This is a genomic window from Hyphobacterium sp., assembly GCF_965229905.1.
In the GTDB taxonomy this organism is placed as follows: Bacteria; Pseudomonadota; Alphaproteobacteria; order Caulobacterales; family Maricaulaceae; genus Hyphobacterium.
In genome coordinates, this window is sequence record NZ_OZ245930.1 from 1,830,986 (window position 1) to 1,856,457 (window position 25,472).

A 25,472-nucleotide genomic window follows, 5' to 3' on the forward strand; every position below is an offset into this window, starting at 1 on the left:
ACAGACCATGACCCAGCCGACCAAAATTCGCTTTCGGACCAGCGCGGCGCTGGCCCTGGTGACGGGTATCAGTGCGCCGGCGTTCGCCGACCCGGAATTCCTGATCGATGCGCGACTGCGCTATGAGAGCGTCGATCAGGACGGATTTGCGGACACAGCCCAAGCGCTGACCTTGCGCACCCGACTTGGAATCGATAGCGGGGATATGAACGGGTTCCGCTTTCTGATCGAGGGCGAGAACATCCTCCACCTTGTCGACGATTTCAATTCGACGACCAATGGCCAAACGGGCTTTCCGGTTGTGGCCGATCCCGAGGAGACCGAACTCAACCGCCTGCAGATCAGCTATTCGGGATGGGATGACACGACATTTACGCTGGGCCGCCAGCGCGTGATCCTGGGCGATGCGCGTTATGTCGGCAATGTCGGCTTCCGGCAGAACGAACAGACTTTCGACGCTGTGCGGTTCAGCTTCAGCGGGATCGAGGAGCTGGCGCTCGACTATCTCTATCTCGATCGCGTGAACCGGATTTTCGGGGACGATCATCCGGCCGGAGAATGGGATCTCGACGGTCATGTCCTAACGGCCGCCTTTGATACGCCCCTCGGCCAGTTGTCCGGTTTTGCCTATCTGATCGACAATCAGGACGTCGCCGCGCTGTCGTCGGCGACCTACGGCGTACGTTGGCAAGGCGAGATCACCGGCGGCGGCGCGCCGGTTTTTGCCTATTTCGCCGAATATGCTCACCAGACCGATCACGCCGACAATCCTGGCAGATTCGATCTCGGCCTGTTCCGCGCGCAGGCGAGCCTGTCGCAAAACGGTGTCTCCGGCGCGCTCGGTATCGAGGTATTGGAAGGCGACGGAAATCGTGGTTTCGCGACGCCGCTGGCCACACTGCACGCTTTCCAGGGCTGGGCGGACGTGTTCCTGGTCACACCGGCCAATGGTGTACGTGACATCTATGTCCGCGGCAGCTGGACCGTCGCCCCGCCGCCTTTCGGACAGGGCTTGTCCTTGGCCGCCATCTATCACGATTTCGAAGCCGAAAATGGCGGCGGATCGCTGGGATCGGAACTCGATCTCGTCGCGACATCCAGGATCAGTGAACACGTGTCGCTGCAGCTCAAGGCGGCGTTCTATGACGGCCCGAATGGCGGGCCGGCGGACCGCAACAAGCTCTGGATTGCGCTGACATTCAGCCGCTAGCGAACAGGGAGGCCGGACAACCGGACAGGCTCATGATCGACGATCTGCTGGAAAACAATCTGGCGTGGGCCAAAACGAAAACCCGGAACGATCCGGACTTTTTTCACCGGCTCGCCCGGCAGCAACATCCGGACTATCTCTGGATCGGCTGTTCCGACAGCCGCGTGCCGGCAAATGATATTGTCGGGCTAGACCCCGGCGAGTTGTTCGTGCACCGCAATGTCGCCAATCTGGCGCCGTCGCAGGACGCCAATTTTCTCTCCGTGCTTCAGTTCGCAGTCGAAGCTCTGAATGTGAAGCACATCATTGTCTGCGGTCATTACGGTTGCGGAGGCGTTGCCGCCGCGATGTCGGGCGATCGCCATGGGTTGATCGATCACTGGCTGCAGCCGATTCGCGATGTGTCCGACGAGATGGCCCCGCACCTGTTACGGATCCACGATCCTGCGAAACGCCTGGATGCGCTTTGCGAGGCCAACGTGGCTGTCCAAGTCCGGTCGATTGCCTGTAATCCGATTGTACACGATGCTTGGACTCGTGGACATGAATTGGCGATCCATGGGTGGATATACAGCATCGGCAACGGGCTGATCCGCGATCTCGGAATCACGGTGCGTAACCGGCGTCAGGTTTCCCGGCAATTTCCGGACCGATTGTCCGTATGGCTCGGTGCGGCTTCACATGAATGCGGCGGGGTATGTCATCTTCCGCCGCCGAATTGATCCGACTTCCCGGATACCGGTCTGCCGGAGTTTGCATGCGAATCTGTCCTTTTGGTTCCGGAGGACCCTGATCGCGCAGCGACGCGCCAGTTCAAGCACCGGTGTCACCGGCGAAAACTGCAGTCCACTCGACAGGTCCGGCCTTCTGTCAAAGAGTTCCGCGACGCTGAATTTGATGCCGGGTTATCGCGTTCCAAGGTGATGGGTACGGCGTTTCCCTGGAAGCGAGGTCAATTTGGGACAGGGTTCGGCACAGGACATATTTGCCCGTTTTGCAGCCCTGGATATCAAGGCACAATCGGTGCTCATCGCAATGCTGCCGGGCGTGGGGCTCGGCCTGTCTAACGATGTCCAGACGCTTGTCGCCGACCCGCCCAATATCCGGCTGATGCTGGTTTCCGGGCCTTTCCTTTTCGTTGGCTGTTTCTTGGCGTCCGCAATCGTCGTTCTGGCAGGATTCGACATTTTGCGGCGCCTGTTGGCCGCCGGTCTGTCATTGGGCCCGATCGTGGGCCTGCAGGGGCTCTCTTTTTTTGCGCTCACCAGCTTCATCGTCATGGCTGCTCTGACGCTTGCGGCGACGGTCTTCCGGTCGCCCGGACAATTCGGTACCGCCTTTCCGATGTGGTACCGGGAGATCCTTGCCTCCTGCCTGCCAATCTGGGCGGTTGTCTATGCGGCCTGCCTGCTGTTGATTCACCGGCTTCACCGGCGCCGTGTTCGGCATAGCGAAGTCGCGCGGGGCGACCCGCTGACAGTGGTTGCGGACCGCAAGGTGTACTGCCTGAATACGGATGAGATCCGGTTTCTCCAGGCGCAGGGAAACTATGTCGAGATCTCCTGCACGACGCGACGCATCACCGTGCGTCAATCCATGGGGGCGTTCCTGTCGGGAATCCGCGGTGGCCGGTTTCTGCGGAATCACCGGAGCGTCGCGGCCAATCGCCCTTCGATATCGTGGCAGATCGTGCCGGTGTGTCTGTCCGCGAACGGCTCACCGGGGTGACGCGGCGGGTATATGCCGCACAGCTTGACCAATCTGGCGGAGATGGCAATTCGCTTGTTTTCATTGGGAATGACATATCTGTCCTGACATTTACTGACATGCCATCTCGGGTTGGCGATTTCCGCCGGTTTCTCGATGACAGTTTCCGCGAATTATCGGCGCGAGGCGCCGGGACGCTTATCATTGACATCCGCGACAATGAGGGCGGTGACTGGCGCGCGGGTAGTCTGTTGCATCGTTACATAACCGACCGGGACTACCCGGCCATCGGGCGCGTCGATGTCAGGGTGACGGAGCGCATCCAGGCCTATTACCGCACCCTGCTGCCGGCCGGTTTCAGGTGGCTGCCCCTGCATCGGCTTGTGCCGATCCTGCGGCGGATCCAGACGGGGGAGCCGGGCTCGGTGTTCTCCATTCACCCCGATGGCGAAGCGCCGCGCGACTGGCGCTCCGAGACGGACAATGCGTTTCGTGGCCGGCTCATTGTGGTCACGGGGCCGGCCACTTATTCCAGCGCCGTAATCTTTGCGGCGCCGCTGCACCATTATGGGCGGGCGATACTCATTAGCGAGGAAACCGGTGAGCGGACGGTTTTCTTCGGCGAGAATTACGTCTTCGACCTGCCAAACTCCCGCTTGCAAGTCGCGGTTTCGCACAAGAGATCCGATCTCGTCGGGGACGGCGATCATCAAACCGGCTTGCGGCCGGACATCAGCGTTGATGCAAGCGAAGCCCTGGAAGCGGCAATCGAATATGCCGCAAGTCGGCATCGTGGTGTGACCGTGGAATAGAGGCGGCGCGTTTTCGCCGCATCGCGCGCCGGATGCGGCCGATATAGTCTCGCATCGTCGACTGGAGGAGACGGGCATGAACCACAAGCACCGCAAGACCCTGCATGCGCTGTTCGCGCACCCGGAACCGGCGAATCTCGCCCCGGCCGATGTCGAGCACGTGTTGGCCGATCTGGGCGCAGAGCTAAACGAGCGGAGTGGCGCGAAATACTCGGTGACGCTGAACGGCCACACCGCAATTTTCCGACATGCCCAGCACAGCCTGCCGAAGGAAGAGGTGCGCGCCGTGCGCAAATTTCTCGCAAGCGCCGGGGTTGATCCCGAGCGCGATTTCCCGCTGTAGGTTTCCAACCGCTCGAAGCGATTAATCTGATCGCCTCCATAATAGTCGCGTCGCAAATTCGCCGCAGGGCGTTTATTGTTGCGCTCATTGACCTCCGGATTGCACACTCGCCCGATAGAACAAGCGGCGGGCAGCCGCCGATTGAATGTCAGACGGTGCGCTCGCCGTCATGGGGGTCAAACATGTTCAGTCCGTCCTTGCGTTTTTCGATTATTGCCGGAGTTCTTCTGGCCGTGATGCCACCTTCTGTCGCTGTCGCTGGCGATACTGCGATAGCCGTGGCGATTGCGGCAACCGGTGCCGGGTCGACACACGGAAGAGAGCGAAGAGGCAGCGGGCGCGTTGGTGTCCCAGGTGACACCGCCGCCCTGCCAGCGGTCTTTGATGAGCTTGACGCCTTGCGGACAGAGCTTGCCGCGACGCGGAGTGAACTGGCCGATCTGCGCGCGAACGTCCGCGTGTCGCCCGCATCGCGCCGCCCGGAAAACACGCTCGAGCAATATGGCGAACCGGCGCTGCTCGCCGCACTGGCGAGCGCCGTCGTGGCCCTTGCGGCCGCAGAAGACGAGGTCAGGGATCCCGAAGCGCGCCTCGCCCTCGACGCTGCGGTGGCGCGTATCGAAACGCTGCAGGCGGAAATCGCTGCGTTGCGTCAGGCTGATCTTGTCATTGCGTTCGCGCCGAACGGCTCGGACGCTTGTGCCGATGGTTCCGGCACCGATTCGCTGCAATGCGGCGACAGTGCCGATGCCAGCGGAAATAATTCCGTCGCGCTCGGCGATTCTGCCGTTGCCAGCGGCGCGGACTCCACGGCGATTGGCGATTCCGCCAGCGCTGACTTCGACGATGCCACAGCTGTTGGTCAGGCCGCTTTGGTGACTGAAGAGGATGGCACCGCCATTGGGGCTTCCGCCTGGGCGACTCAAGACGATGCAACGGCGGTTGGCGAGAGCGCGCGGGCGACCGGTGAAAACGCGACAGCGGTCGGACAGGCGGCCGAAGCGTCCGCTTTGAATGCCAGTGCGTTCGGCGAAAGCGCAACGGCAAACGCCACCATTTCGACAGCGCTCGGCAATGACTCGGAAGCCAGCGGTATCGGATCTGTCGCCGTTGGCGCCTATGCGACGGCGTCGGCCGATGGCGCGATTGCGATCGGTGCCGATTATGATGTTGACGGGGTTGGGGCGAATGCCTCCGGAACGGACTCCCTGGCCATTGGTGGCGACGCCCTTGCCAGCGGATCCGAAGCCCAGGCCATTGGCTGGCTGGCCTCGTCCACCGGTAACCAGGCCATTGCGCAGGGCTGTGAAGCCTCGGCGACAGGCGATGGTGCGATTGCCATTGGCATGAGCGAGGACTGCGATGATACCGATGCGCTGTCCGGCGCGCAGGCGACAGCGGACGGCGCGATCGCCATTGGTGAATCCGCGGTCGCCAGCGCCAGCGGGGCGGTCGCGATCGGTGCCGGATCGGTCGCCAGCGAAGCCAATACGATCTCCGTCGGCGCGGCGGGTTCCGACCGCCGTATCGTCAATGTTGCCGACGGCATACTCGCCGCCGGGTCGAACGATGCCGTCACCGGCGGCCAGCTCTTCACGACGAACCAGAATGTGGCCCAGAACGCGGCGGACATTGCGAGCCTGACGGCGTCCTCCGGCAGCCTGCCTTACATCCAGGTCAACTCGTCCGGCGGGCTGGCATCGGCCAGCGGCACGGATGCGATCGCCATTGGTGAAGATACCGACGCATCGGCTGAGGGTTCTGTCGCCATCGGCAATGGCGCAATTGCCAGCGATGTAAACGCCGTGGCGCTGGGCGCCGGCGCGACCACAACCCGGGACAACCAGATTGTCTTGGGCACCGCGAGCGAAACGCTTACAATTGCCGGCGTCAATAGTGCGGCGTCTGTGAGCGCTCAGGGTGCGGTCACAGGTCTGCTGACCACCGATGCCGACGGCAATATCGCGTCAGATGGCGGGGCGCTGCAGTCGAGTGTCGACGACAATACCGCAGAAATTGCGGGCCTGGGCGATCGGGTCGACGCCAATGCAGCGGACATCACCGGATTGGGCGATCGGATTGACGATAATGCAGCGGACATTGTCACGCTCGAAAGCCGGATCGGCGATGGCGTTGCTTCCGGCGTGAACGCGGTCGCGCTCGCCAATAATAGTGAGGCGAGCGCCGCCGCAGCGATTGCCATCGGCGACGGTGCACGGGCGGACGCCAACTTTGCGGCCGCAATAGGTGCTGGATCAGAAGCCGGTGTCGGCGCAACGGCGGTCGGCCGGTCGAGCTCGGCGGAGGGCGTCTTCGCGGTCGCGCTTGGCGCCAATTCGCAAGCCGATGGCGCCAACGGCATTGCGATTGGCAATTTGGCAGAGGCCAATTCCGATTATGCCACGGCGATCGGCAGCGAGGCTTCGGCGGCAGCCGCCGCCCTGGCGGTCGGCCGGTTAAGCAGCGCTTCGGGGACGTTCGCCTCGGCGGTCGGGCCGTATGCCTTGGCAGCTGGCGACAACGCCACGGCGATCGGCTTTCAGTCGTCATCGGCAGGCGACAATTCAGTGGCCATCGGCCGCGACGCCAATGCTGCGTTCCGCAATTCGGTGGCCATCGGCAATGGTGCAGCGACCTCGTTCGCCAACCAGATCCTGCTGGGGCTGTCGACCAGCTTCTATACGCTGCCGGGACTCACCTCGTCGGCAAACATCGTGAATGCCGGCGATATCGACTATCTGGTCAGCGCCGATGGCAGCGGCAATCTGAAATCGGTGCCGATCGGCCAGTTCCAGACGCTGTCCGGCGATCCGGCGAGTACCGGTGCCAGCGCGGCCGAGCGCGCGCGCGTCGCCTTGCTGGAAAGCCAGATCCAGCAACAAAATGCGCAGATCGCAGTTCAGAACCAGCAATTGGCGGCGCTGGAAGCCCAGATGCAGGGCATATTGGCGGAGGTCCGGGGCGAACGCGGCACCGCTGAAATCGGGTCCGCGCGGTCGTCAGAATACCGCGATGGGCCCGACGACGGCATTCCGGGCGGCCGTCAGGACGGCAGCGGTGACGTCGGCGGGCGTGAATATGGCGGTCCGTCCGGGAACAATGCCGGACTGCCGGGCGGCGATCCGGGTGGCGGCGAGCGCTATGAGGACGGCGCCGAGCCGTTGACTGGCGTCTATGCGATCAATCCGAACTATCGCAACGCCATGCCCATTGCGCGCAATGCCGCCGCGATTGCCGAGAACACGACCGACATCGCCGCACTGCGGCTCGATTTCGCCGAGTTCCAGACGGACTTCAGCGCGCTTTCGGACGTCGTCGTTGCCAATTCCGGTGACATCAAGACCAATACGGATGGGGTCGCCCTGGCGCTCGCCATGGCAGGGGTGACGAGCCTGTCGTCGAACGAGACTTATTCGCTGTCGGCGAACTGGGGTTTCTTCGACGACAGCCATGCGATGGCGTTCTCCGGAGCCGCGCGCGTCAGCGAGCGCTTCTCGATCAATGCCGGCGTCGGATTCGGTGCCGATACGGGCGAGGTCGGGGGGCGGGCGGGCGTACGCTGGGGCTGGTAGGCTACAAAGAAAGCGGAGCCTGTCGGCAAATGCCGGCTTCATTGCGGGTCTCGCATGGCGCCCGGCCGGTTGCGCGGCGGAAAGCCATCGAGAAGCTGGCATAGCCGGGATAGCCGGAGCGCTCGGCGACCTCGCGGCGGTAGCGCACCTGTCCGGATCCAGGCGCCCGCGCCCGCGCCAGTTCGTGAAACGGCCGTTCAGGGGCGTTGCGGAGTGCTGCGGACGTTGATCCTGCCACCCGGACCGCATCCAGACGTATCCGATGGGGTTGCGGGCCGATTATTCTGACGCGATCAGAGTCAGTTCGGTCTGGCGCCCATCCAGGAAGCGGATCGACTCGCCGTCGAAAAAAGCGTTCTCCTCGGACCTGAAATCGACGACCTGACCACCCCATTCGGGCACACTGCTGTAGCTCGTGAGTTCGATCGACCAAGCCGTATCCGGATAGATCGGGTACTCGCCTCGCGGATCGCCATTCTGATTGTCCCAGAATCCGATGGGTGCGCCCGCGCCATGCCCGTGCAGACCGATCGGATGGGTATAGATGGACGGGTTGAGCCCTTCGGCGATGGCCTCTTCCCGCGCCAGACGGAGCACTTCATTGCCGCTGCGGCCGGTTTCGAAATGTGAAATCAGAATGTCCTGGACGCGGTTGGTCGCGGCCAGCCCGCGGCGCAAACCTTCCGGCGCCTCGCTTTCGCCGGGCCCGAGGACATAGGCGAGGTGCTGGGTGTCGGTATTGAGCCGCAGATAGGTAATGCCGAAATCGGTCCACAGGAGGTCGCCCGCTTGTATCACCGTATCGCCTCGCAGCATGCCGTCATGACCGGCCCGCTGGATCGCGACAGAGGGGTGGAACCAGGGCTGAAGTCCGAGGCGCGACAATTCCTGCCGATACCACCAGACCACGTCGTCAGATGTCGTTTCGCCAGGTGTGATCACTTCGTTGGAGAGGGCGCGCGCAATCAGGGCGTGGGCTGTGCGTACCACGGCAGGATAGATCGCTGTTTCGGCCTGAATCCGGGTTTCGAGCCAGCGGACCGCAAGCGTTTCGCCGGATACGATCCTCGCTTCATAAACGTCGGGAAGCGCGTCGGTCAGCGACTGGTACTGGCTCAATGTCATTCCATCGCCAAATGCCGTTCTGTCAGATGTGTTGATGGCGATGCTCGCTGGTTCGCGTTGAGCGATTATATCGGCGACCGCCTGCCATTGATCGGATTCCTCGTCCGGGTTCCAGGCCGGCTCGAAGAGCCCGGCCAAGCCGTAACGGCTGACTGTGAGCCGCTCGACCGGCTGGCCCTCTCCCGGGTCAAAGAAAATCAGGATTGTGCGTCTTCGCGCCGCCATGCTGCGGGCGTCGAGCATGGACGCAACAACCGGCTCCTCAAAGTATTCCCGCGCCATCAGCAGCCATAGGTCGATGTCCTGCTCGCGCATGATGCGGGGGATAACCGTGTCGAGGCGTTCAGCTAGAATCCGGTCGATGAGCAGGGCCTGGTCGCGCAAAGGCAGCACGGGCGGCATCTCGGGCGCGGCGAGTTCTGTGTCGCGCATTTCGAGGATGGGCGGCGACGGGATCTGCGCAACGGCGAGCGGGCTTACCGGCAGACAACAAAAGAGCCCTGCAGTCATGGCCAGTAATTGCCCGCCGCGCACTGATCGCCTCACCATGACATCCCCCGCTCTGCATCCGAGCGCTCCCCGGATCCCATCAGATTCCTAACAAGGCGGTGGATCGAGACAAGTCCGGCTCGACGTCCTTCCGCATTTAGGCCCATTTACCGCTCTTGGTGGGCGGCTTACCGCAAATACCTGTTTCCACTTTGCTTTCCTGCCCAAGGTGATGGGCTCGTACGTCTTTTCGGCGTTCGGAGGGGAAATTATGGAGACTCAGATGAAAGTTCTTGAACGGCGCTCACGCGTCTCGTTGAAGACGCTGGCCCTGTCGTCCTGCGCGGCGGTGGCTTTCGCTTCGACCTTCGGGGGGGCAGCCATCGCCCAGGAAGATGGTGCAGCCGATGATCGTATCATCGTCACCGGCTCGCGCATCGGCCGGAGCGAGTTGACTTCGGTCAGTCCGATCACCGTGATTGGACAAGACGATCTCAACGTCCAGGCGGTCCGCACTCTGGAAGACTTTGCCGACCAGATCACCTTCGCGCCGGGTGGTGAAACCAATTCGCGCGTCAATAATGGTTCAGGCGGTCAGGCGACAATCTCGCTGCGTGGCCTTGGACCGCAACGCACGCTTCTGTTGATCAATGGCCGCCGCGCTACGCCAACCACGGTGAGCGGATTCACCGATCTCAATATGATCCCGGTTTCGCTGATCGGCCGCGTTGAGGTGCTGCGTGACGGCGCGTCGACGATTTATGGCTCGGATGCGATCGCTGGTGTGGTCAACATCATCACCCGTGACGATGTCGAAGGGATCGAGCTGTTCGCCCAATACGACGTGACGTCGGAAGGCGACGGTCAGATCTACCGTTACGGCGCGACTTTCGGCCGGTCCTTCGATGGTGGCCGGTTTACCGCCAATGTCGAGTATTTCGACCGTGGCACGATCCGCCAGGGCGACCGTCCGTTCTCGGCCTGTCCGTGGGCGGAAGTTGGCGGCCAGCTGATTTGCGGCGGCTCGGGCGCGTCCTATCCGGGTCAAATCTTCCCGGCAGGGCCCGGCGCTGTCTTCAATATCAACAATGGCGGTGGCGTCATCCTGGATTCAGGAACCAACACGCTGCGTCCGTTCACGCCGGCTGACGGATTCAACTTCGCCGAACGTTCCTACATGGTGACCCCGCAAGAGGTCTATTCCGGCTTCTTCGATGCCGAGTATGACGTCCTGTCGTCAGACCGCTTCGGTGATGTGACGGCCTTTGCCGAATTCATGTCGGCGCAGCGCGTTTCGCAGCAGCAACTGGCACCGGTTGCAACTTTCTGGTTCCCGCTGGTCCCGGCCTTCCACCCGGACAATCCGACGGGCGAAGACGTGTTTATCGCGCGGCGTCTCGCCGAGTTGTCATCAGGCCGCTTCTTTACTCAAGATGCCTGGTCCTGGCGCGGCATTTTCGGCTTTGAAGGCATGCTGCCCGCCGGTATTTTCTGGGATGCATCGCTGGCTTATGGCCGTTATACGGATGCGCAAGTCGTCGATGGACAGGTCAATCCGATCCGTGCAGCTGAAGTCGTCTGTAATGACCCGGCCTCTCTGGCTGCCGGTGCGTGCCAGACCGATCCGTCGCTGATTTGGGACCCGTTCCGGGTCAATACGCTGACCGACACGATCGCGAACTACATGCTGGTCCGTCACTCGCCGGTCGCGCAATCGAGCCGGTTGTCCTTCCAAGCCAATATGTCCGGCGATCTCGGCGGTCTGCAATTGCCAGGTGGTCCGATCGGTTGGGCTGCCGGTTATGAACGGCGGCGAGACACTGGCTCCTTCATCCCTGATGGGGCGGCCCAGATCGGCCAGATCTATTTCGTTTCGGGCAACACCACGGCAGGCGAAACGACGTCTTCGGAATTCTACGGCGAGGTTCGTCTTCCGATCTTGTCCGGTGTCGAATTTGCGGAAATTCTGGCCTTCGAACTGTCGGCGCGGTCCTCGTCATTCGACGTTACCGGCACCGGTGTGAGTTCGTCGTTTGATGCCAATACTTACTCGATCAAGGGTGAATGGGCGCCGAGCGACCAGGTGCGTGTCCGGGCAACTTTCTCGACCGGCTTCCGGGCTCCGTCCATCGGCGAGCTGTTCGGACCGCAAGCTCAGACCGCCGTCCAGTACACCGATCCGTGCGTCAACTACGGCACGTCTGGTGCAAACTCGACGGTTGTCGCCAATTGTCAGGCTGATGGACTGCCGCCGAACTTCACGCTGACCTCGACGCAAGCGTCCGGGGTCTCAGGCGGCAATCCGAATCTGGATCCGGAGGAGTCGGAAGGCCTGACGGTCGGCATTGTGTTCACACCGTCGGGCACGCCGATCCTTGAGGATTTCACCTTTTCGGCCGACTACTTCTCGTTTGAAGTGACGGACGCGGTCGGTTCTGCGGACGTGAACACGATCGTAAGCTCGTGCTACAATTCGCCGAACTTCTCCGATCCGCTGTGCTCGCTGATCGCGGGTCCCGGCTATTCGGGTGTCGGCGGTCGTCCGCTGGCTGCGCCTTTCCCTGGGCCGGGCGGTGCTCGCCGTTCGGCGGTCGGCGTGGTCGCCGGCGTGCTCCTGACGAATGCGAATTTGTCGACATACGAGACGTCGGGTGTCGATTTCACGGTGGATTATGCCGGTCCGACATTCGACATCTTCAACTCGACGGCACAGTTCGTGGCCGGTCTGGATGTGACCTATCTGGAGAGCTTCGCCTACCAGGTGTTGCCGGGTGGAGCGACCTTCGAGTATGCGGGCTCGTTCGCCCAGGATCCGTTCACCACGGTTCCGGCGGCCTTCCCGGAAATCTCCGCCCTGCTCCGTCTGGGCGTGGTTTCCGACACCTGGCAGTTCAACTATGTCGGCCGGTTCATCGACGAAGTTGATGACTTCTCGTCCAACCCGGCGAACATCTCGAACACGGCCGAGCGAGTGTTCTATCATGACGTCCAAGCCGCCTACGACTTTGTCGACAGCGGCGTCGGCTTGACATTCGGGGTGCGCAATCTCGCGAATGAGACGCCGCCTTACGTGTCGAACAATGACGACATGAACACGCTGAACCAGACCTACGATACGGCGGGCCGTTACTTCTACGGCCGGATCACCGTGCGCCGGTAAGGCCATGAAGAGGTAATACGCAGCGCTTAGAAACCGGTCCCGGGGCTTTACTGAGTTCTCGGTTTCGCGGGCCGGTTTCGCCCTCCGAGTCAAGGTTAGGCGATTTGCGTATGCTGGGCGGGCCTTCGGGCCCGCCTTTTTTTGCGGAAGGATGTTGCCGAATGAGACAACACAGCGGGATATTGGCCCAGATCTGCAGGCAAGCGGAATTGAACTAGACCATGCTCGACGGACCGATCATCTATCTCCTCCAGTCAATTGCGGCCGCCTCGCTGACGGTTCAAGGGATGATCTTCATCGCCTTCATTGCGCTCACGCGTTTAAGGACATCGCCGCAATTCATCGCGGCTGCGGTTTTCTTCACCGCGGTCGTTCTGGCGGCGGGTGATACGCTTTTTGCCCATCTGGGAGGGTTTCTTCGGTGGCCTGAAACGGCTTTCGTGCTTTCGCCTGTCGGCATTCTCTGTGCGCCGGCGCTTTTTCTGTTCGTACAGGCGCGTATAGATGCTGCCTTCCGCTTGCGCCCCATTCACCTGCTTCACCTTTCGGTCGTGGCGCCGATCTATGCCGGCTTTGCGTCGGAATACTACTTCCTCTCAGCCGAAGACAAGCTGGCATATTTGCGGGGCGGGATCGCCGGCAGCTTTTTCTATCAGTACTTCTTTTCCCTGTTCGGCCAGGCTGTCATGGTCGGTTATCTGGCGGCCTCATTGGTTCAGCTTCACCGTTACGGGATGCGCCTCAAGAACTGGTTTTCCAGCCTCGATGACCGGTCGCTGAACTGGCTGCGCTATCTTGTCCTGATCAAGGCGCTCGTGATCGCGCTCGACTTTGTCTGGCATATTTCCGGGCAGACCCTGACAGATTCGAGCATTACGCAGTGGTCATTCGCGGCCGTGCTGGCCACGCAGCTCGGGCTGATCAACCTGATCATGTTGCGGGGCGTCGCGGATCATGCCGTGCATCGCGACTTCTTTGTGCCGGCACTCGATGATGCGATCCCGCCAGAGACCTCCAAGCAATTGGAGGCGGTTTACCGCCAAGCCGAACAGGCGATGATGTCGCACCGGCTCTACCTGCAGCCGGGCCTCACGCTTCAGGATCTGGCCGATGCCCTGAAGCAGAAGCCGCGTCTCGTTTCAGAAGCGATCAAGCAATCGGGCGAATGCAATTTCCTGGAGTTCGTCAATCGCCATCGCGTTGAAGCCGCTAAAGCGGCGTTATCCGTGAAACCCGGCAACCGGATTATCGATGTCGCCTATGATGCTGGCTTCAATTCGAAGTCGGCCTTCAATCAAGCCTTCCGGAAGTTTGTCGGCCAGACTCCGTCGAGTTTCCGGCAGGCCATTCGTTGAAGATATCAGGCCGACTTACCGATATTTAATTGCAGTTAAGCTGCTGAATTCATACCGATAAAAAGTGCTGATTTTTTCTGATCATCTTTTGAGACGACAGCTTCGGTGAAGCTTGAACTCTGGGCGGGCGCTCGCTGACTCGGAGCTTGTCCAAATGAGATTCCTGTTTGCAATTACCAACTTGATCTTGGTGGCCATTGGCGCTCCTAGTGAGTCACTCGCGCGGCAAACCGATGCAGATTCTGCTACCGAGAGACGCGACAGGGGAGCAAGCTGGGCACCCGATAGCCGCCGCGTCGTTGTTTACTCGTTTCGCGGCGGATTGCCGGACCTCTTTATCCTGTCGCTAGATGGTGGCGAACGCAGGCTGACGGACACAGCCGAGCGTTGGGAATTGGAGCCCGATTGGGCGCCCGATGGCTTACGAATTGTGTTTGCGGCCGGTTCGGACATGCGTTCTCTCGGAATCTTCGACATGGCGGCGGACGGCGAAGATGAACGCGTGCTGTTTATGGAGCCCGGTACCGTCAATGCTCCTCGTTATTCACGAGACGGCGAGCGGATCATTTTCAGCTATGCAGCGCCGGGGCGGCACTTCGCCATTTTTTCAATGGATCGCAATGGCGGGGACCTGAGAGAGATCACCCAGGAGCCGCAAGTCAGCATCTTGCGCCCGCGTTATTCGCCTGACGGGAGCGCCATTCTCGTTGCCGCCCGGATTCCCGTTCCCGCAAATAATCCTGCTTCCGACACTGAGCCATCACGGCAGTCTTGGGGCGATCTGTTTTTGTTGACGCCCGACGGTGAAATGTTCGCGCGGCTGACGGACACGCCGCATGCGCGGGAAACATTCATGAGCTGGTCTGCCGACGGCGGCCTGATTTTCTTCTCGCGTGGCCAAGAAGGGGAAGCCAACGATCTATATGCAATGAACGCGGACGGCTCGGACCTGCGTCGGATTACGCACACACCACAACAGTCCGAGTATTTCAGCCGCGTCTCGCCCGACGGTCTTCGTCTCGCATTCGATACTGGCGATCGCGTCTACTGGATCCCGGTGAACGATCTGAACGCGACTCCGGTTCGGTTTCCTGATTAGGCGGGCCGATGACCTTTGATCTCATTCACCTGCCATCCAATCCGTCGACAGACAGGGTTGTTTCGGTCTGATATGTCGCTTCAAACCGCCATAAGTCCAGACACGGAAGCGCTCGCTGGGCGATCCATCCTGTTGGCAGCGAGTGGCGATATACAATTACGCCCGGCGGAAATGTTCGGCGCTGGCCTGCGCCCTGTATCGTTGGCCCCGAAAGACGCGCTTCATCTGGTTCTGTCCTCAAGAAGCCGAGATGAAAACCTTGCGTTCATTCTTGTAGGGCGCGCCAGCGATGATCGAATGCTTCAATTGGCGGAAGTGCTGAACTCACGGGACATCCCGTTCATGATGGTGTTTGCGCAGATGCCGCCAACGGCCGAGGCCGTGTTCCGGTTTTCGGCGCGAGAGTACGCAATTCTCCAAGTGCCGGGCGAAGAGATCCGTGAAAGTGTCGCGCGTTTCATACGATCGCTTGGGCGGACGCCGACGGTTGCAGCCCAACGCCAAAAGCGACGTCAGCTTCGTGTCAAATACCGGAATATCGAACGCATCATCGGCTATGATGATATCGTCGCAATCTCGGTGAGTGGGGATTATGTCGAGATCCTTCAGAGATCTTCGGTGTTTGTGCTTCGCGACACGATATCGCGGATAGAAGCGCGGCTCGATCCGCTGGAATTCATTCGGATACACCGATCTTATCTCGTGCCTTGCGACCGAATTGTGCAAATTGAGGTCGCGGGTCCGAAAATGCGAAACGTTCGGCTGAATTCAGGTAATTGCTTGCCGATCGGCCGGACATATTGGCCGCGCGTAAAGGCCCGGTTTCTCGGGTCCCACCACGGTGCGATCGTGATTTAGAACGCGCGCTGGGCCATCGGCATGGTTGCCGGATGGCGCTCGGTCAGGCGGGCTGCTTCTCGAGTTCCGCGAGCTTGGCCGCCAGTGCGGCCGGGCTTGCGTCACATTGGCGGGCGTTTGCTTTCCGTTCCAATACTGCCGAAAGCGTCGCTGGTGATTCAATGGCTTTACCGACAATCGGTTCAATGATCTCGGCGAACTTGAACGGGTGGGCTGTCGCCGCGATCAGCCAGTCATGTTCAGCCCGTTTCGCCGGGGACAGGCGCGCGTAGGCCTCGGCGGCACAGGCGGAGTGGGGGCACCAGATGTAGCCGAGCCGGCCATAGTCGGTCTTGATGCGGGCGCGGATGGCATCATCCGGCACCCGTTCGACCTTCAGATCGCCGACACTTAGCGATGGCGCATCGAGCCGCTCAAAATTACTTGGAGCACCGACGTCCATCGCATTGGCGATCGTACTGATCGACGGTCGAGGCTGAAACGTGCCAGTCTTCGCCCAATCGTGGAGTGCGGCATTGGCGTTCGTGGCGAGGATTACCGGCCCCAATGGCGCACCGCATGCACGCGCGATGAGGGCGCCAACGCCGTGACCGAGATTACCCGTGGGAATGATGATCCCCGGTTTGCGGCCGGCGTTTGCTACATGCCGCGCGGCCGCGAAGGCGATGTAGGCCGCCTGTGGCAGAAGGCGGCCGATGTTGATCGAGTTGGCGCTGGTCAGCGGGTAGCGCCGTGTCAAATCCGGGTCGGCGAAGGCCGCCTTGACCAATGCCTGGCAGGCATCGAAATCGCCGGCGATTTTCAGGGTCGTCACCGGCGCGTTCCAGCACGACAGTTGGTGCGCCTGGAAAGGCGAAACCCTGCCATCCGGATAGAGGATCACGGCGCGGGCGGCCAATCGGCCCTCGGCCGCACATCCGACCGCGCCGCCGGTATCGCCAGACGTCGCCGCCAGAACGGTGAACGGGTGAGCTGCATCTCCCAGCCGGTCCAAACATGCCATGAGGAAACGCGCGCCGAAATCCTTGAAGGCGCCGGTTGGGCCGTGGAACAGCTCCAAGACCGACATGTCCTCCGCTAACGCGATCTCGGGAACGGCGATGTCGAAGGCTTCGGCGCAGATTTCCGGCAGGGAATCCGCCAATGGGTCGCTGTCGAAGAATGGTGTCAGAAAGTGTGTGGCAAAGGCTGCGAGGCCGCCGCTTGTATCGGCTTTTCCGTAATCTGAAACTGGCAGTTGTTCGGGCATGAAGAGACCGCCATCGGCCGCCTGACCGGCGCGGATAGCCTCGCTCAAGGACACAGAACCGGTTTTTCCGCGCGTGGATTTGAATTTCATCGGACCGGCTCCGCGACCGTTTCGAGGCGGGCGCCGGGGCTCGCCAGCGGGGCGGTGTAGGCGCGGGCCTTGCGGCCGGCCTCTGCAAAAGCCGCTGCCATGGCAGTCTCGACCGCAGCAGCGCAATGATCGTCCGCCCAAGCGAAAACCGATGGGCCGGAGCCCGAGAACGAGCAGCCGAGCGCGCCGGCCTCATGTGCGGCAGCTTTGATTTCGGGCAATTCCGGCAACAGAAAAGCGCGCTGCGGTTCGACGAGAACGTCCTCGAGGCCTGCCCGGATAAGTTCGTGGTTCCCGGTCGCGCAACCGAGCGTGAAGGCGCTGATACGCCGTGCATGTTCCACCGCTGTTTGCATTGGTACCTGGTTGGAGAGGACTTCGCGCGCTGCCGCCGTGTTCGTTCTGGCTTCCGGATGAAACAGGATAGCCGTGATGCCGTCCGGTACGGGCAGAGGCGCGATCAGAACCGGGTCGAGGCGCGCGGCAATTACCAGGCCGCCGTGAAGCGAGGCCATGACATTGTCCCAGGGCGGGGGATCCGCGGAGACGGTTTCGCCAGCGAGCGCGAACGGCAGGAGTTCCGCGGTTTGCAGCGGCGTTTCCAGAAGCGCATTGACCGCCACCGCAGCGGCCACTGCGGATGCGGCCGATCCGCCTATGCCCGCGCTGACCGGTATTTGCTTGTCGATGTCGAGCCGGACCGAAAAGTCTGCTCCGGCTGAATCAAGCAATGCAGCGGCGGCGGCAAGTGCGGTGTTGGACCGGGCCGAGGCTGGAAGGCTGTCGACGATGCCGGTCACACGTCCGAGGCGCGCGCCAGTCCCAGCTTCACGCCATGCATGGACCGTGTCGCGAGCCACATCAAAAGCCTGGCCAAGCACGTCGAAGCCGACGCCGATATTGCCGATGCTGGCCGGCGCGCTGGCTCTCGCGGACTGATTCACGGCGAAATATTCCCCTTGTCGTCAGGCGCTTTGCAGACGGATGGCCTTCGAGGCAATAACTTTGCGGCCAAGGCCGTCGGCTACGGGACTAACACAGGCCGTCGCCCGCTGTATGTCCATTATGTCGGCGAAGACCGCGGCGGCTGTCGGCCATCGTCCCGCGCCCTTTCCATAGATTGCGTGAATTTGGCCGCGGCTGTCGGTTAGAAGTGCACGGTTTTCCTCATTCCGGGCACCGGCGAAAGGATGTGACATGGCGACCGGCTCGATGACGATTTCGGCGTCCACCGCTCCGGCCGCCACCCGCCTCGCGCGCGCCATCTGTTTGTAGACTTTACCTTCCTGAGCGGCCTGCGCGCACATTTCTGGCGTGATTTCAGCCAGCGATTGTTTGGGAATGAGATCGGGCGCCAGCGCAATGCCGAACGCTTCCCGGATCAGGATGGACAGCTTGTCGGCCGCGTCGTGACCTTCGACATCGGCGCTAGGGTCAGCTTCGGCAAAACCCAGCCGCTGAGCATCGGCCAAGGCGTCTTCAAACGCTTCCCCTGCCCCCAGCTTTGACAGAATGAAATTCGCGGTACCGTTCATAACGCCGCTCACCGCCGACACCCCAATCGGTTTCAATCTCCGCACCGATTCGATCATCGGTGCGCCGCCGCCTACGGCGGCGGAATAGGCGAGGTGTGCACCGCCACGGCGGGCGGCGTCATGAAGCGCGTCATAGTGCCGGGCGACCGCGGCCTTGTTGGCGGTCACGACGTTCACCCCGGCATCCAGCGCTTGGATCATGAGTTCGGCAGGACCATCGGCGCCGCCCATCATCTCAACAAGAATGTCAGGGTTCGCTGACAGAGAATCGGCTTGCTCGCCGGTAAACTCGGCCCGCCGGTCCGCCGCGCGGATCTCGGGATGGCGCACCAGAACCGGGTTCAACGCAAACAAGTCACGGCGGCGCTCGACATGGTCGAGCACGCCGGATCCGACGGCCCCGCAGCCCAACAGTGCGATCCTTTGCCGGCGCGCTTTTCCCGCGGCCCCGACGACAGCAGGGCCGGGCAGGACGCGGCTGGCTGCCCCCGCACCCATGGCCGCGATTTCGAGCTCGACGCCCGCCTTTTCGGCGGCATGGATCGCCTTGTCCTGAATCAATCCCTGGCTGGCTTTGCGGGCGGCGCAGTAGTCCAGCCGGTCAAAACGCGCCGCGGCCGGATCGTGCGCCGGATTTCCGCTGTAAACACCGTCCACATTCTTGATCAGCCGGGCCCGTCCCGCCCCGATCTTGGCGGCAAAGAGCACGGCGCTCAGATCGGTACCGCCACGGCCGAGAACCGCGGCCCCCGCGGTGTCGTGACATGCCGTGAAACCCGGCACGACCAGCGCGTCCGCCTCGGCGATCCTGTCGCGGACACGTTCGACATCCAGCCCGCAAAGGTCGGCATCCAGCGGATCGCCCTCGGCCAGCAATCCGATTTCGTGCGGATCAACAACAGCCGCGCGAAGCCCGATTCGCTCAAGGGCCAAGCCCATCAGGGCCGCTGAGCGGAATTCACCCAGCCGAACCAACCGGGCTGTCGCCGCCGACGAAGCACCGCCGCCGACCAGTTCGTTCTCGGCGTAGAGTGAATCGGTTTCACCCTGTAGCGCACTGACAATCACGATGGCTTTCTCGCCTGCTCTGACATGCCGGTAGGTCTCTGCGGCCGCATCGGCATAAGCCTTCAAGTCTGTCAGAACAGATCCCCCAAACTTAATGACGCAAAGCGGTTCATCATTGCAATGCGGGACGGCGTGATCTGGATCGGATTTCATCAGTTGGGTCCTTGGTTCGTGTCCGGCGGTGATTTCGCGCAAGAAAAAACCCGCTTCCGGGGCCGGGAGCGGGTCGGTTCGGGTTGTTTTTCGAGATTTGCCTCAGCCCGCGCCTGCCCGTCCCCCTGTATCGGAGGTCGTGGTGGTCGTGGTGGTGGTGGTACCGAGCGCGCGCGCTATCAGGCCATCGGGAGTGGCCGGATCAATCACTGCGATAAAGGCCGGGACCTTGCCCATGACCTGCGCTCCATTCGCGGCTCGGCACACGCCTGATGACGCGTGCGCAATAAAGGGTGGTCGGACTTTGTGCGCTGCGTCAACCTGACCCCTGTGACCGGAATGCACCATTCTGACGTCCGTTCTTCCCAGGGCGAAATTTAATTATCTGAAAAATATAGGGAAATTATTCTGCCGTGTTTTGGCATTTTTTGCGCGTCAGGCCTGCGCTGCGGCATAAGCACTGGCCCAAGCCCACTGGAAATTATAGCCGCCGAGCCACCCCGTTACGTCCACGCATTCACCGATGAAGTAGAGCCCCGGCACCATCCGGCTTTCCATCGTCTTCGACGACAGGTCTTTCGTGTCGATACCGCCAGCGGTGACTTCCGCGGTGCGCCAACCTTCAGTTCCTGCCGGCTTGATGGACCAGTGAGACAAAGCCGTTACGGCCTCTTGGATCTTTGCGTGAGACATGTCCGCCAGCCGCGGCACATCGGCGACATCGCCTCGTGCGGTTAACAGATTCACGAGCCTGTTAGGCAGGATGGTTTCGAGCGCGCTGGCGAACGACTTCTTCGGATGTTCTGCCTTGAAGGCGGTCAATTTGTCGAGCGCATCCGTGCCTGCCAGCAGGTCAATCCTGATCGGTTCGCCAGCGAGCCAGTAGGACGAGATCTGCAGGATGGCCGGGCCCGACAGGCCCCGGTGTGTGAACAACAGCGCATCTTCGAACGCAGCGCGATCATTGCTTGCGCTGACCGGGCAAGCGATTCCGGAAATCGATGCAAAATCCGTCTTGTCACGACCCTCGAAAACGAAGGGAACCAGTGCGGGGCGCGGATTGATCACGGTATGGCCGAATTGCCGTGCGACATCATAGGCAAAGCCGGTGGCACCCATTTTCGGGATCGACAGCCCACCCGTGGCAATGACCAGCCGCCGGCACCCGATCGTCCCCTTCGACGTGATGACCTCGAAACCATCGGCGGTGCGAGTAATGTCGCCGATTGCCGTGTCTAGCCGCAACTCGCCCCCAGCAGCTTGCAACTCGCGAACCAGCATGTCGATGATGGCGCCGGACCTGCCGTCGCAGAAAAGCTGGCCCAGCGATTTTTCGTGCCAGGTGATATTATGGCGGGCCAGCCGGCCGATGAAGTCCTCAGGCGTATAGCGCGCCAGTGCCGATCGGGCGAAATGCGGATTGTCCGACAGGAAATTTTCCGGCGCCGTGTGGATGTTGGTGAAATTGCAGCGGCCGCCACCGGAAATGCGGACTTTCTCGGCCGGCTTGGTTGCGTGATCGAGGACAAGAACACGAAGACCTGCCTCGCCAGCGCGGGCCCCATAAAACAGCCCTGCCGCGCCCGCCCCGATGACCAGCGCGTCGACGGGCTCGTGCTGCGTTCCGGCGACTGACATGGGCCTGCTCTCCGGCGCAACAGGCCGCGCGTCAAGGGAGTTGGGCGGTGGAGACCGCTCGCCGTTTTTTGCGATACCCGGATCTGCCGCTAGTTTGCCCGCTTCAGGCAGACGAGCGTCTGCCTGGGCGAGGGGAACATCATGAAGAAAATGGTTTGGAGTGCGTTGGCCGCTGTATTGCTGGCGGGCTCCGCATTGGCGCAAGACAGTCAGCCAGACGCGGGCAGCACCGACATCGAGTCAGCCGCGGCTGACGATGAAAATGCGGCCGACCGCATCGCTTCTGTCGACTGGCCTGTTCCCGAAATCATTGATGTCGTTTGCCCGTTCGAATTCGGCTACGAGCCGGGCGATATGAGCTGAGACTTTTTCTCGGTGCCTGAGAACCGGGGCGATCCCGATACACGTTTCAGCCGTCAATTGTAGGTGAAGATCGCTTCGACAGCACAAAACGCAGACGATATTCGTCCCGATCCGGCGATTTCGCTCATGGCGTTCGCCTTCATTTGGGGCCTGGCACCCTTCTAAGGCCAAGCAAACACGGTATGGCTTGAGCCCAACAGGTTCATGCCTGCCGGCTGTGCCAGGCGATAAGCCATCCGAACTGCAAAACGCTGGTTTGCCACGCGCAAGCCGGGCGCTATCTCTACCCGCATCGATGTTCTGGGGAGATCAGGAATATGGCAACGAATATCCGGACTGTTTTGTTGAGCGGTGCAGCGGCCTGTTTAACGGGTGCTGCCGCATTCGCCCAAGACGTGCCGATCATCCAGCCGGGCGCGCCCGGCCAGGACGGCCGTTCGCTAAGCCGCGACGAGGCCGTCGAGCTCGCCGAAAACCGGTACTCCGAAGCCGATGTAACCTTCATGCAGGGGATGATCCTGCATCACCAGCAAGCCGTTGATATGGCCGCTTTGGTTGAGGACCGCACTAACCGCGAGGACATTGTGGAGCTGGCCGGCCGGATCGATGCAACGCAGGAAGATGAAATTGCCTTCATGCGCTCTTGGCTGGAAGATCGTGGCGAGGTCGCACCGGACCCGTCCGATCCGCATGCCATGCATGCGGCGGGTCTCGACCACTCTGCGATGTCCGGCATGGCGACGCCCGAACAGATGGACGCGCTGGCGGAGGCAGCAGGTGTCGCGTTCGACCAATTATTCCTCGAATTAATGATCGCGCATCACGAAGGCGCCATTGAGATGGTCGACGAACTGCTCGGCCAGCCGGGATCGGCTTTCGATCCGGCGCTTTACGATTTCGCCAATGATGTCGAGAGCGAGCAGGAGGCCGAAATCCGCCGGATGAGCCGGATCCTGCGCGAGCTGGATGCCGATCCACGGTCCAATCTGGCCGCCGGATTCCGCGATGCTGGCGAGGCGATCGAAAACCTGGTGCTGGTCGCGTCGCTGCCAAAGCCCGAAGGCTTCTACGATCCGGCCAACCCGGCGGGTTTGCGCCCAGAAATCGAGGACGAGGACGGCGAGGATGAAGCCGAGGCGGAAGCATCTGAAGACGATGAGATGGAGGAAGAGGCCGAGCCTGAGTTCGGCTCGCGATCGCCCTTCCTGAGCTTTTCGAATACCGACATGGCCTTTGCTGGCGATCTGATGGCGGTCGGCAATTATCACGGTTTCAACATGTATCAGCTGGGCGCCGGCGAGCCGGAGCTGGTGAGCTCGGTCGTCTGCCCGGGCGGTCAGGGTGATGTCTCGATCGTCGGCAATTTGCTGATCATGTCGGTTGAGCAGACCCGCGCGCGCGTCGATTGCGGCCGGCAAGGCGTAAGCGAGGACGTCAGCGCGGAACGATTCCGTGGCCTGCGGATTTTCGATATCTCAAACCCGCTGATGCCGCGCCAGGTCGGCCAAGTACAGACCTGTCGCGGCTCGCACACCCATTCGGTGGTGTCCGGGCCCGACGCGGACGGGATGATACTACTTTACAACTCCGGGATCGGCTCGATCCGCGATGATGAAGAGCTGGCGGGTTGTGTCGGCGATGTGCCGGGCGACAGCCGTACAGCCCTGTTCCGTATTGATGTGATCGAGATCCCGGCCGACGATCCGGCGCAAGCCCGCATTGTCGATAGCCCCACCGTGTTTGCCGATGAGGAAACCGGGGAGATCGCCGGGCTGTGGCAGGGCGGCGACCATGGTGATGATACGCAGACCACCAGCCGCACCGATGAATGTCACGACATCACAGTGTTTCCTTCGCTGAATCTGGCGGCAGGCGCGTGTTCCGGTAATGGCATTCTGTTCGACATTTCCGACCCGCGCGCGCCGCGGCGTCTGGATGCTGTAACCGATACCGGCTTTGCCTATTGGCATTCCGCAACGTTCAACAATGATGGAACCTCCGTCCTGTTTACCGACGAATGGGGCGGTGGCGGCCGGCCGCGCTGTCAGGCGCAAGACCCGGTGAATTGGGGCGCCAACGCCATTTACGACATTGTCGATGGCGCGCTGGTATTCCGCAGCCACTTTAAAATCCCGACCGCCCAGTCGGAATGGGAGAATTGCGTGGCGCATAACGGGTCGATCGTGCCGGTGCCGGGCCGCGATATCTTCGTGCAGTCCTGGTATCAGGGCGGGCTGACGCTGATGGATTTCACCGACAGCGCCAGCCCGATCGAGATCGGTTATTTCGATCGCGGTCCGATCGATGGCGCGCAGATGGTCGTCGGCGGCTTCTGGTCATCCTATTGGTATAATGGCCTGATCTACGCCACCGAGATCGTGCGTGGCCTGGACATTCTGGCGCTGTCGCCGAGCGAGCATCTCTCGGAGAATGAAGTGGCCGCCGCTGCCCTCGGCCAGCAAGGGTCGGTATTCAATCCGCAGACCCAGACCGAAGTGACCTGGCCGGATCATCCGGTCGTGGCGTTGGCCTATGTCGACCAGCTGCAGCGCGGAGATATTCTCGGCGAGGAGCTGGCGGCCGATCTCTACACGGCGCTGGGCAGTGCCCGGGCTGTCATGGACGCCGAGGGCACCGATGCCGACCTCGCAGAAACGCTCGCCGGATTCGGTGATCGCCTGCCAGATGCCGACGGGCGCGATGGCGACCGTGTGTCTGCATTGCGGTCGACGCTCACCGGTATTGCGGAAATGCTGGGCGGCTAATCTGGCAAACGGCGCGCCTGACCGGCGCGCCGGTTCAGGGTGTGTGCGATGGCGAACGTGGCCGGCCTCATGACGGCTGGCCCGTCTCCGGTTCGCTGCGCCTTGCCGATCTCTCCGCTCCGTTGAGCTGCGGCCGAAGTCTTATCGAAACAAGGCCGACATCGGGTGCGCCAGCCTCGAGCCGCGCGAGTGACCCGGCCTGCGCACGCAGGACGTGTTCGGATAAAACGAGCTGATCCTCGGTACCCGCCTCGACGAATACAAACTGAACCGTGAAGGCGAGATTGTTGGAGTGCGGCTCCTCATTGACGAACGCACGCAGCCAAATCGTTCCCTCCGCCGTGGCCTGCCAATTCTGCTGACCATAGTATGGTTGCAGAACCTGAAGAACGGTCGCGCGTGTGCGATCATTGCGCGTAAACTGGATCGTGAACGGCTCTCCAATCGGTTGGCTCATCCGTGTATCCATCATCACTCGCGACATGAGATCATCTGCCGGAGCGATCATGACCGTTATATCGGTCTCGAGTTGATCGGCTCCGGCCTGTTGTGCCGGGTTGAACGCCAAGGCTGCAAACATCACCGCGAGACCGATGATGAGCCCCAGCCCATAGAGCGGGGCGCGGGATATGCGAGCGGTCGCCTCGTTCGCGGGATCTAGATAGCCATCGATGAGTTCGCGGATCACGGCGCTGGCTGTTTTGCCGTCGCGCGTGGCGGCGCGCATGAGCTGGGATTTGCGGTCAGGCGAAATCCGGATCTCGACACCGTCTGTTTTCTTCTCCCGTTGCGACATGACCGTCCTCACGACTCAGACCTGAAGAGGCCGCAATTTTGGGTGGGTGGACGGAAAAACCGCAAGGAAAAGCGTGTCCAGACAA

19 protein-coding genes are annotated in these 25,472 nt (G+C 61.6%); 12 read left to right on the forward strand and 7 right to left on the reverse strand.

Annotation, left to right across the window (positions count from 1 at the left end; all coding sequences use genetic code 11):
- Window positions 1–7: 7 nt before the first annotated feature.
- The 6 genes from ACO08C_RS09245 (at window position 8) to ACO08C_RS09270 (ending at window position 7,644) form a co-directional block, all read left to right on the forward strand.
- Complete coding sequence (locus ACO08C_RS09245; RefSeq protein ID WP_421785105.1) at window positions 8–1,210, forward strand: hypothetical protein; 1,203 nt, start codon at window positions 8–10, stop codon at window positions 1,208–1,210.
- A gap of 32 nt (window positions 1,211–1,242) precedes the next feature.
- Entirely contained in the window at window positions 1,243–1,932 is a 690-nt protein-coding gene (locus tag ACO08C_RS09250) for a carbonic anhydrase (RefSeq protein WP_421785107.1), read from the forward strand.
- A 235-nt stretch (window positions 1,933–2,167) separates the two neighbouring features.
- Window positions 2,168–2,938 (forward strand): LytTR family DNA-binding domain-containing protein, encoded by a 771-nt coding sequence (locus ACO08C_RS09255; protein WP_421785109.1) that lies wholly within the window; start codon window positions 2,168–2,170, stop codon window positions 2,936–2,938.
- Window positions 2,939–3,036: 98 nt separating this feature from the next.
- Window positions 3,037–3,729, forward strand: a complete 693-nt coding sequence (locus ACO08C_RS09260; RefSeq protein WP_421785111.1) for a S41 family peptidase — start codon at window positions 3,037–3,039, stop codon at window positions 3,727–3,729.
- A gap of 76 nt (window positions 3,730–3,805) precedes the next feature.
- Complete coding sequence (locus tag ACO08C_RS09265; protein ID WP_421785113.1) at window positions 3,806–4,072, forward strand: hypothetical protein; 267 nt, start codon at window positions 3,806–3,808, stop codon at window positions 4,070–4,072.
- 182 nt (window positions 4,073–4,254) lie between these two features.
- A complete protein-coding gene (locus ACO08C_RS09270; RefSeq protein ID WP_421785115.1) occupies window positions 4,255–7,644 on the forward strand; it encodes a YadA-like family protein in 3,390 nt (1,129 codons plus the stop codon).
- Between the two features lies 1 nt (window position 7,645).
- Here ACO08C_RS09270 and ACO08C_RS09275 read toward each other — a convergent pair whose 3' ends face one another.
- On the reverse strand, window positions 7,646–7,792 hold the full coding sequence (locus ACO08C_RS09275; RefSeq protein WP_421785117.1) for a hypothetical protein: 147 nt from the start codon (window positions 7,790–7,792) through the stop codon (window positions 7,646–7,648).
- A 131-nt stretch (window positions 7,793–7,923) separates the two neighbouring features.
- Window positions 7,924–9,318 carry a M24 family metallopeptidase gene (locus tag ACO08C_RS09280; RefSeq protein WP_421785118.1) on the reverse strand — a complete coding sequence of 465 codons (1,395 nt, stop codon included), beginning with the start codon at window positions 9,316–9,318 and terminating at the stop codon, window positions 7,924–7,926.
- Between the two features lie 223 nt (window positions 9,319–9,541).
- Here ACO08C_RS09280 and ACO08C_RS09285 point away from each other — a divergent pair, with 223 nt between their 5' ends.
- From ACO08C_RS09285 to ACO08C_RS09300, 4 genes are all read left to right on the forward strand, one after another.
- Window positions 9,542–12,418 (forward strand): TonB-dependent receptor plug domain-containing protein, encoded by a 2,877-nt coding sequence (locus tag ACO08C_RS09285; protein ID WP_421785119.1) that lies wholly within the window; start codon window positions 9,542–9,544, stop codon window positions 12,416–12,418.
- A 221-nt stretch (window positions 12,419–12,639) separates the two neighbouring features.
- Window positions 12,640–13,773 (forward strand): helix-turn-helix domain-containing protein, encoded by a 1,134-nt coding sequence (locus ACO08C_RS09290; protein WP_421785121.1) that lies wholly within the window; start codon window positions 12,640–12,642, stop codon window positions 13,771–13,773.
- 154 nt (window positions 13,774–13,927) lie between these two features.
- Window positions 13,928–14,872 carry a TolB family protein gene (locus ACO08C_RS09295; RefSeq protein WP_421785123.1) on the forward strand — a complete coding sequence of 315 codons (945 nt, stop codon included), beginning with the start codon at window positions 13,928–13,930 and terminating at the stop codon, window positions 14,870–14,872.
- 297 nt (window positions 14,873–15,169) lie between these two features.
- On the forward strand, window positions 15,170–15,730 hold the full coding sequence (locus ACO08C_RS09300) for a LytR/AlgR family response regulator transcription factor (protein ID WP_421785125.1): 561 nt from the start codon (window positions 15,170–15,172) through the stop codon (window positions 15,728–15,730).
- Window positions 15,731–15,773: 43 nt separating this feature from the next.
- On the opposite strand, the gene thrC is transcribed toward ACO08C_RS09300, so the two are convergent.
- The 4 genes from thrC to ACO08C_RS09320 form a co-directional block, all read right to left on the reverse strand.
- Window positions 15,774–17,069, reverse strand: a complete 1,296-nt coding sequence (thrC, locus tag ACO08C_RS09305; RefSeq protein WP_421785127.1) for a threonine synthase — start codon at window positions 17,067–17,069, stop codon at window positions 15,774–15,776.
- Window positions 17,066–18,013: a homoserine kinase gene (locus ACO08C_RS09310; RefSeq protein WP_421785129.1), complete on the reverse strand. Its 948-nt coding sequence runs from the start codon at window positions 18,011–18,013 to the stop codon at window positions 17,066–17,068. Before ACO08C_RS09310 ends, thrC begins: the two co-directional genes overlap by 4 nt.
- A 21-nt stretch (window positions 18,014–18,034) precedes the next feature.
- Window positions 18,035–19,825, reverse strand: a complete 1,791-nt coding sequence (locus tag ACO08C_RS09315; RefSeq protein WP_421785131.1) for a homoserine dehydrogenase — start codon at window positions 19,823–19,825, stop codon at window positions 18,035–18,037.
- A gap of 435 nt (window positions 19,826–20,260) precedes the next feature.
- Window positions 20,261–21,463 (reverse strand): NAD(P)/FAD-dependent oxidoreductase, encoded by a 1,203-nt coding sequence (locus ACO08C_RS09320; protein WP_421785132.1) that lies wholly within the window; start codon window positions 21,461–21,463, stop codon window positions 20,261–20,263.
- 141 nt (window positions 21,464–21,604) lie between these two features.
- Here ACO08C_RS09320 and ACO08C_RS09325 point away from each other — a divergent pair, with 141 nt between their 5' ends.
- Both ACO08C_RS09325 and ACO08C_RS09330 read left to right on the forward strand, forming a co-directional pair.
- Window positions 21,605–21,826 carry a hypothetical protein gene (locus ACO08C_RS09325; RefSeq protein ID WP_421785134.1) on the forward strand — a complete coding sequence of 74 codons (222 nt, stop codon included), beginning with the start codon at window positions 21,605–21,607 and terminating at the stop codon, window positions 21,824–21,826.
- Between the two features lie 317 nt (window positions 21,827–22,143).
- On the forward strand, window positions 22,144–24,591 hold the full coding sequence (locus ACO08C_RS09330) for a DUF305 domain-containing protein (RefSeq protein WP_421785136.1): 2,448 nt from the start codon (window positions 22,144–22,146) through the stop codon (window positions 24,589–24,591).
- Window positions 24,592–24,658: 67 nt separating this feature from the next.
- Here ACO08C_RS09330 and ACO08C_RS09335 read toward each other — a convergent pair whose 3' ends face one another.
- Entirely contained in the window at window positions 24,659–25,387 is a 729-nt protein-coding gene (locus ACO08C_RS09335; protein ID WP_421785138.1) for a hypothetical protein, read from the reverse strand.
- Window positions 25,388–25,472: the final 85 nt, after the last annotated feature.

Coding starts and splice junctions, on each gene's coding strand:
- ACO08C_RS09245 (WP_421785105.1), top strand. CDS start 8: ATGACCCAGCCGACCAAAATTCGCTTTCGGACCAGCGCGGCGCTGGCC.
- ACO08C_RS09250 (WP_421785107.1), top strand. CDS start 1,243: ATGATCGACGATCTGCTGGAAAACAATCTGGCGTGGGCCAAAACGAAA.
- ACO08C_RS09260 (WP_421785111.1), top strand. CDS start 3,037: ATGCCATCTCGGGTTGGCGATTTCCGCCGGTTTCTCGATGACAGTTTC.
- ACO08C_RS09265 (WP_421785113.1), top strand. CDS start 3,806: ATGAACCACAAGCACCGCAAGACCCTGCATGCGCTGTTCGCGCACCCG.
- ACO08C_RS09270 (WP_421785115.1), top strand. CDS start 4,255: ATGTTCAGTCCGTCCTTGCGTTTTTCGATTATTGCCGGAGTTCTTCTG.
- ACO08C_RS09280 (WP_421785118.1), bottom strand. CDS start 9,318: ATGGTGAGGCGATCAGTGCGCGGCGGGCAATTACTGGCCATGACTGCA.
- ACO08C_RS09285 (WP_421785119.1), top strand. CDS start 9,542: ATGAAAGTTCTTGAACGGCGCTCACGCGTCTCGTTGAAGACGCTGGCC.
- ACO08C_RS09290 (WP_421785121.1), top strand. CDS start 12,640: ATGCTCGACGGACCGATCATCTATCTCCTCCAGTCAATTGCGGCCGCC.
- ACO08C_RS09295 (WP_421785123.1), top strand. CDS start 13,928: ATGAGATTCCTGTTTGCAATTACCAACTTGATCTTGGTGGCCATTGGC.
- ACO08C_RS09300 (WP_421785125.1), top strand. CDS start 15,170: ATGCTTCAATTGGCGGAAGTGCTGAACTCACGGGACATCCCGTTCATG.
- thrC (WP_421785127.1), bottom strand. CDS start 17,069: ATGAAATTCAAATCCACGCGCGGAAAAACCGGTTCTGTGTCCTTGAGC.
- ACO08C_RS09315 (WP_421785131.1), bottom strand. CDS start 19,825: ATGAAATCCGATCCAGATCACGCCGTCCCGCATTGCAATGATGAACCG.
- ACO08C_RS09320 (WP_421785132.1), bottom strand. CDS start 21,463: ATGTCAGTCGCCGGAACGCAGCACGAGCCCGTCGACGCGCTGGTCATC.
- ACO08C_RS09325 (WP_421785134.1), top strand. CDS start 21,605: ATGAAGAAAATGGTTTGGAGTGCGTTGGCCGCTGTATTGCTGGCGGGC.
- ACO08C_RS09330 (WP_421785136.1), top strand. CDS start 22,144: ATGGCAACGAATATCCGGACTGTTTTGTTGAGCGGTGCAGCGGCCTGT.
- ACO08C_RS09335 (WP_421785138.1), bottom strand. CDS start 25,387: ATGTCGCAACGGGAGAAGAAAACAGACGGTGTCGAGATCCGGATTTCG.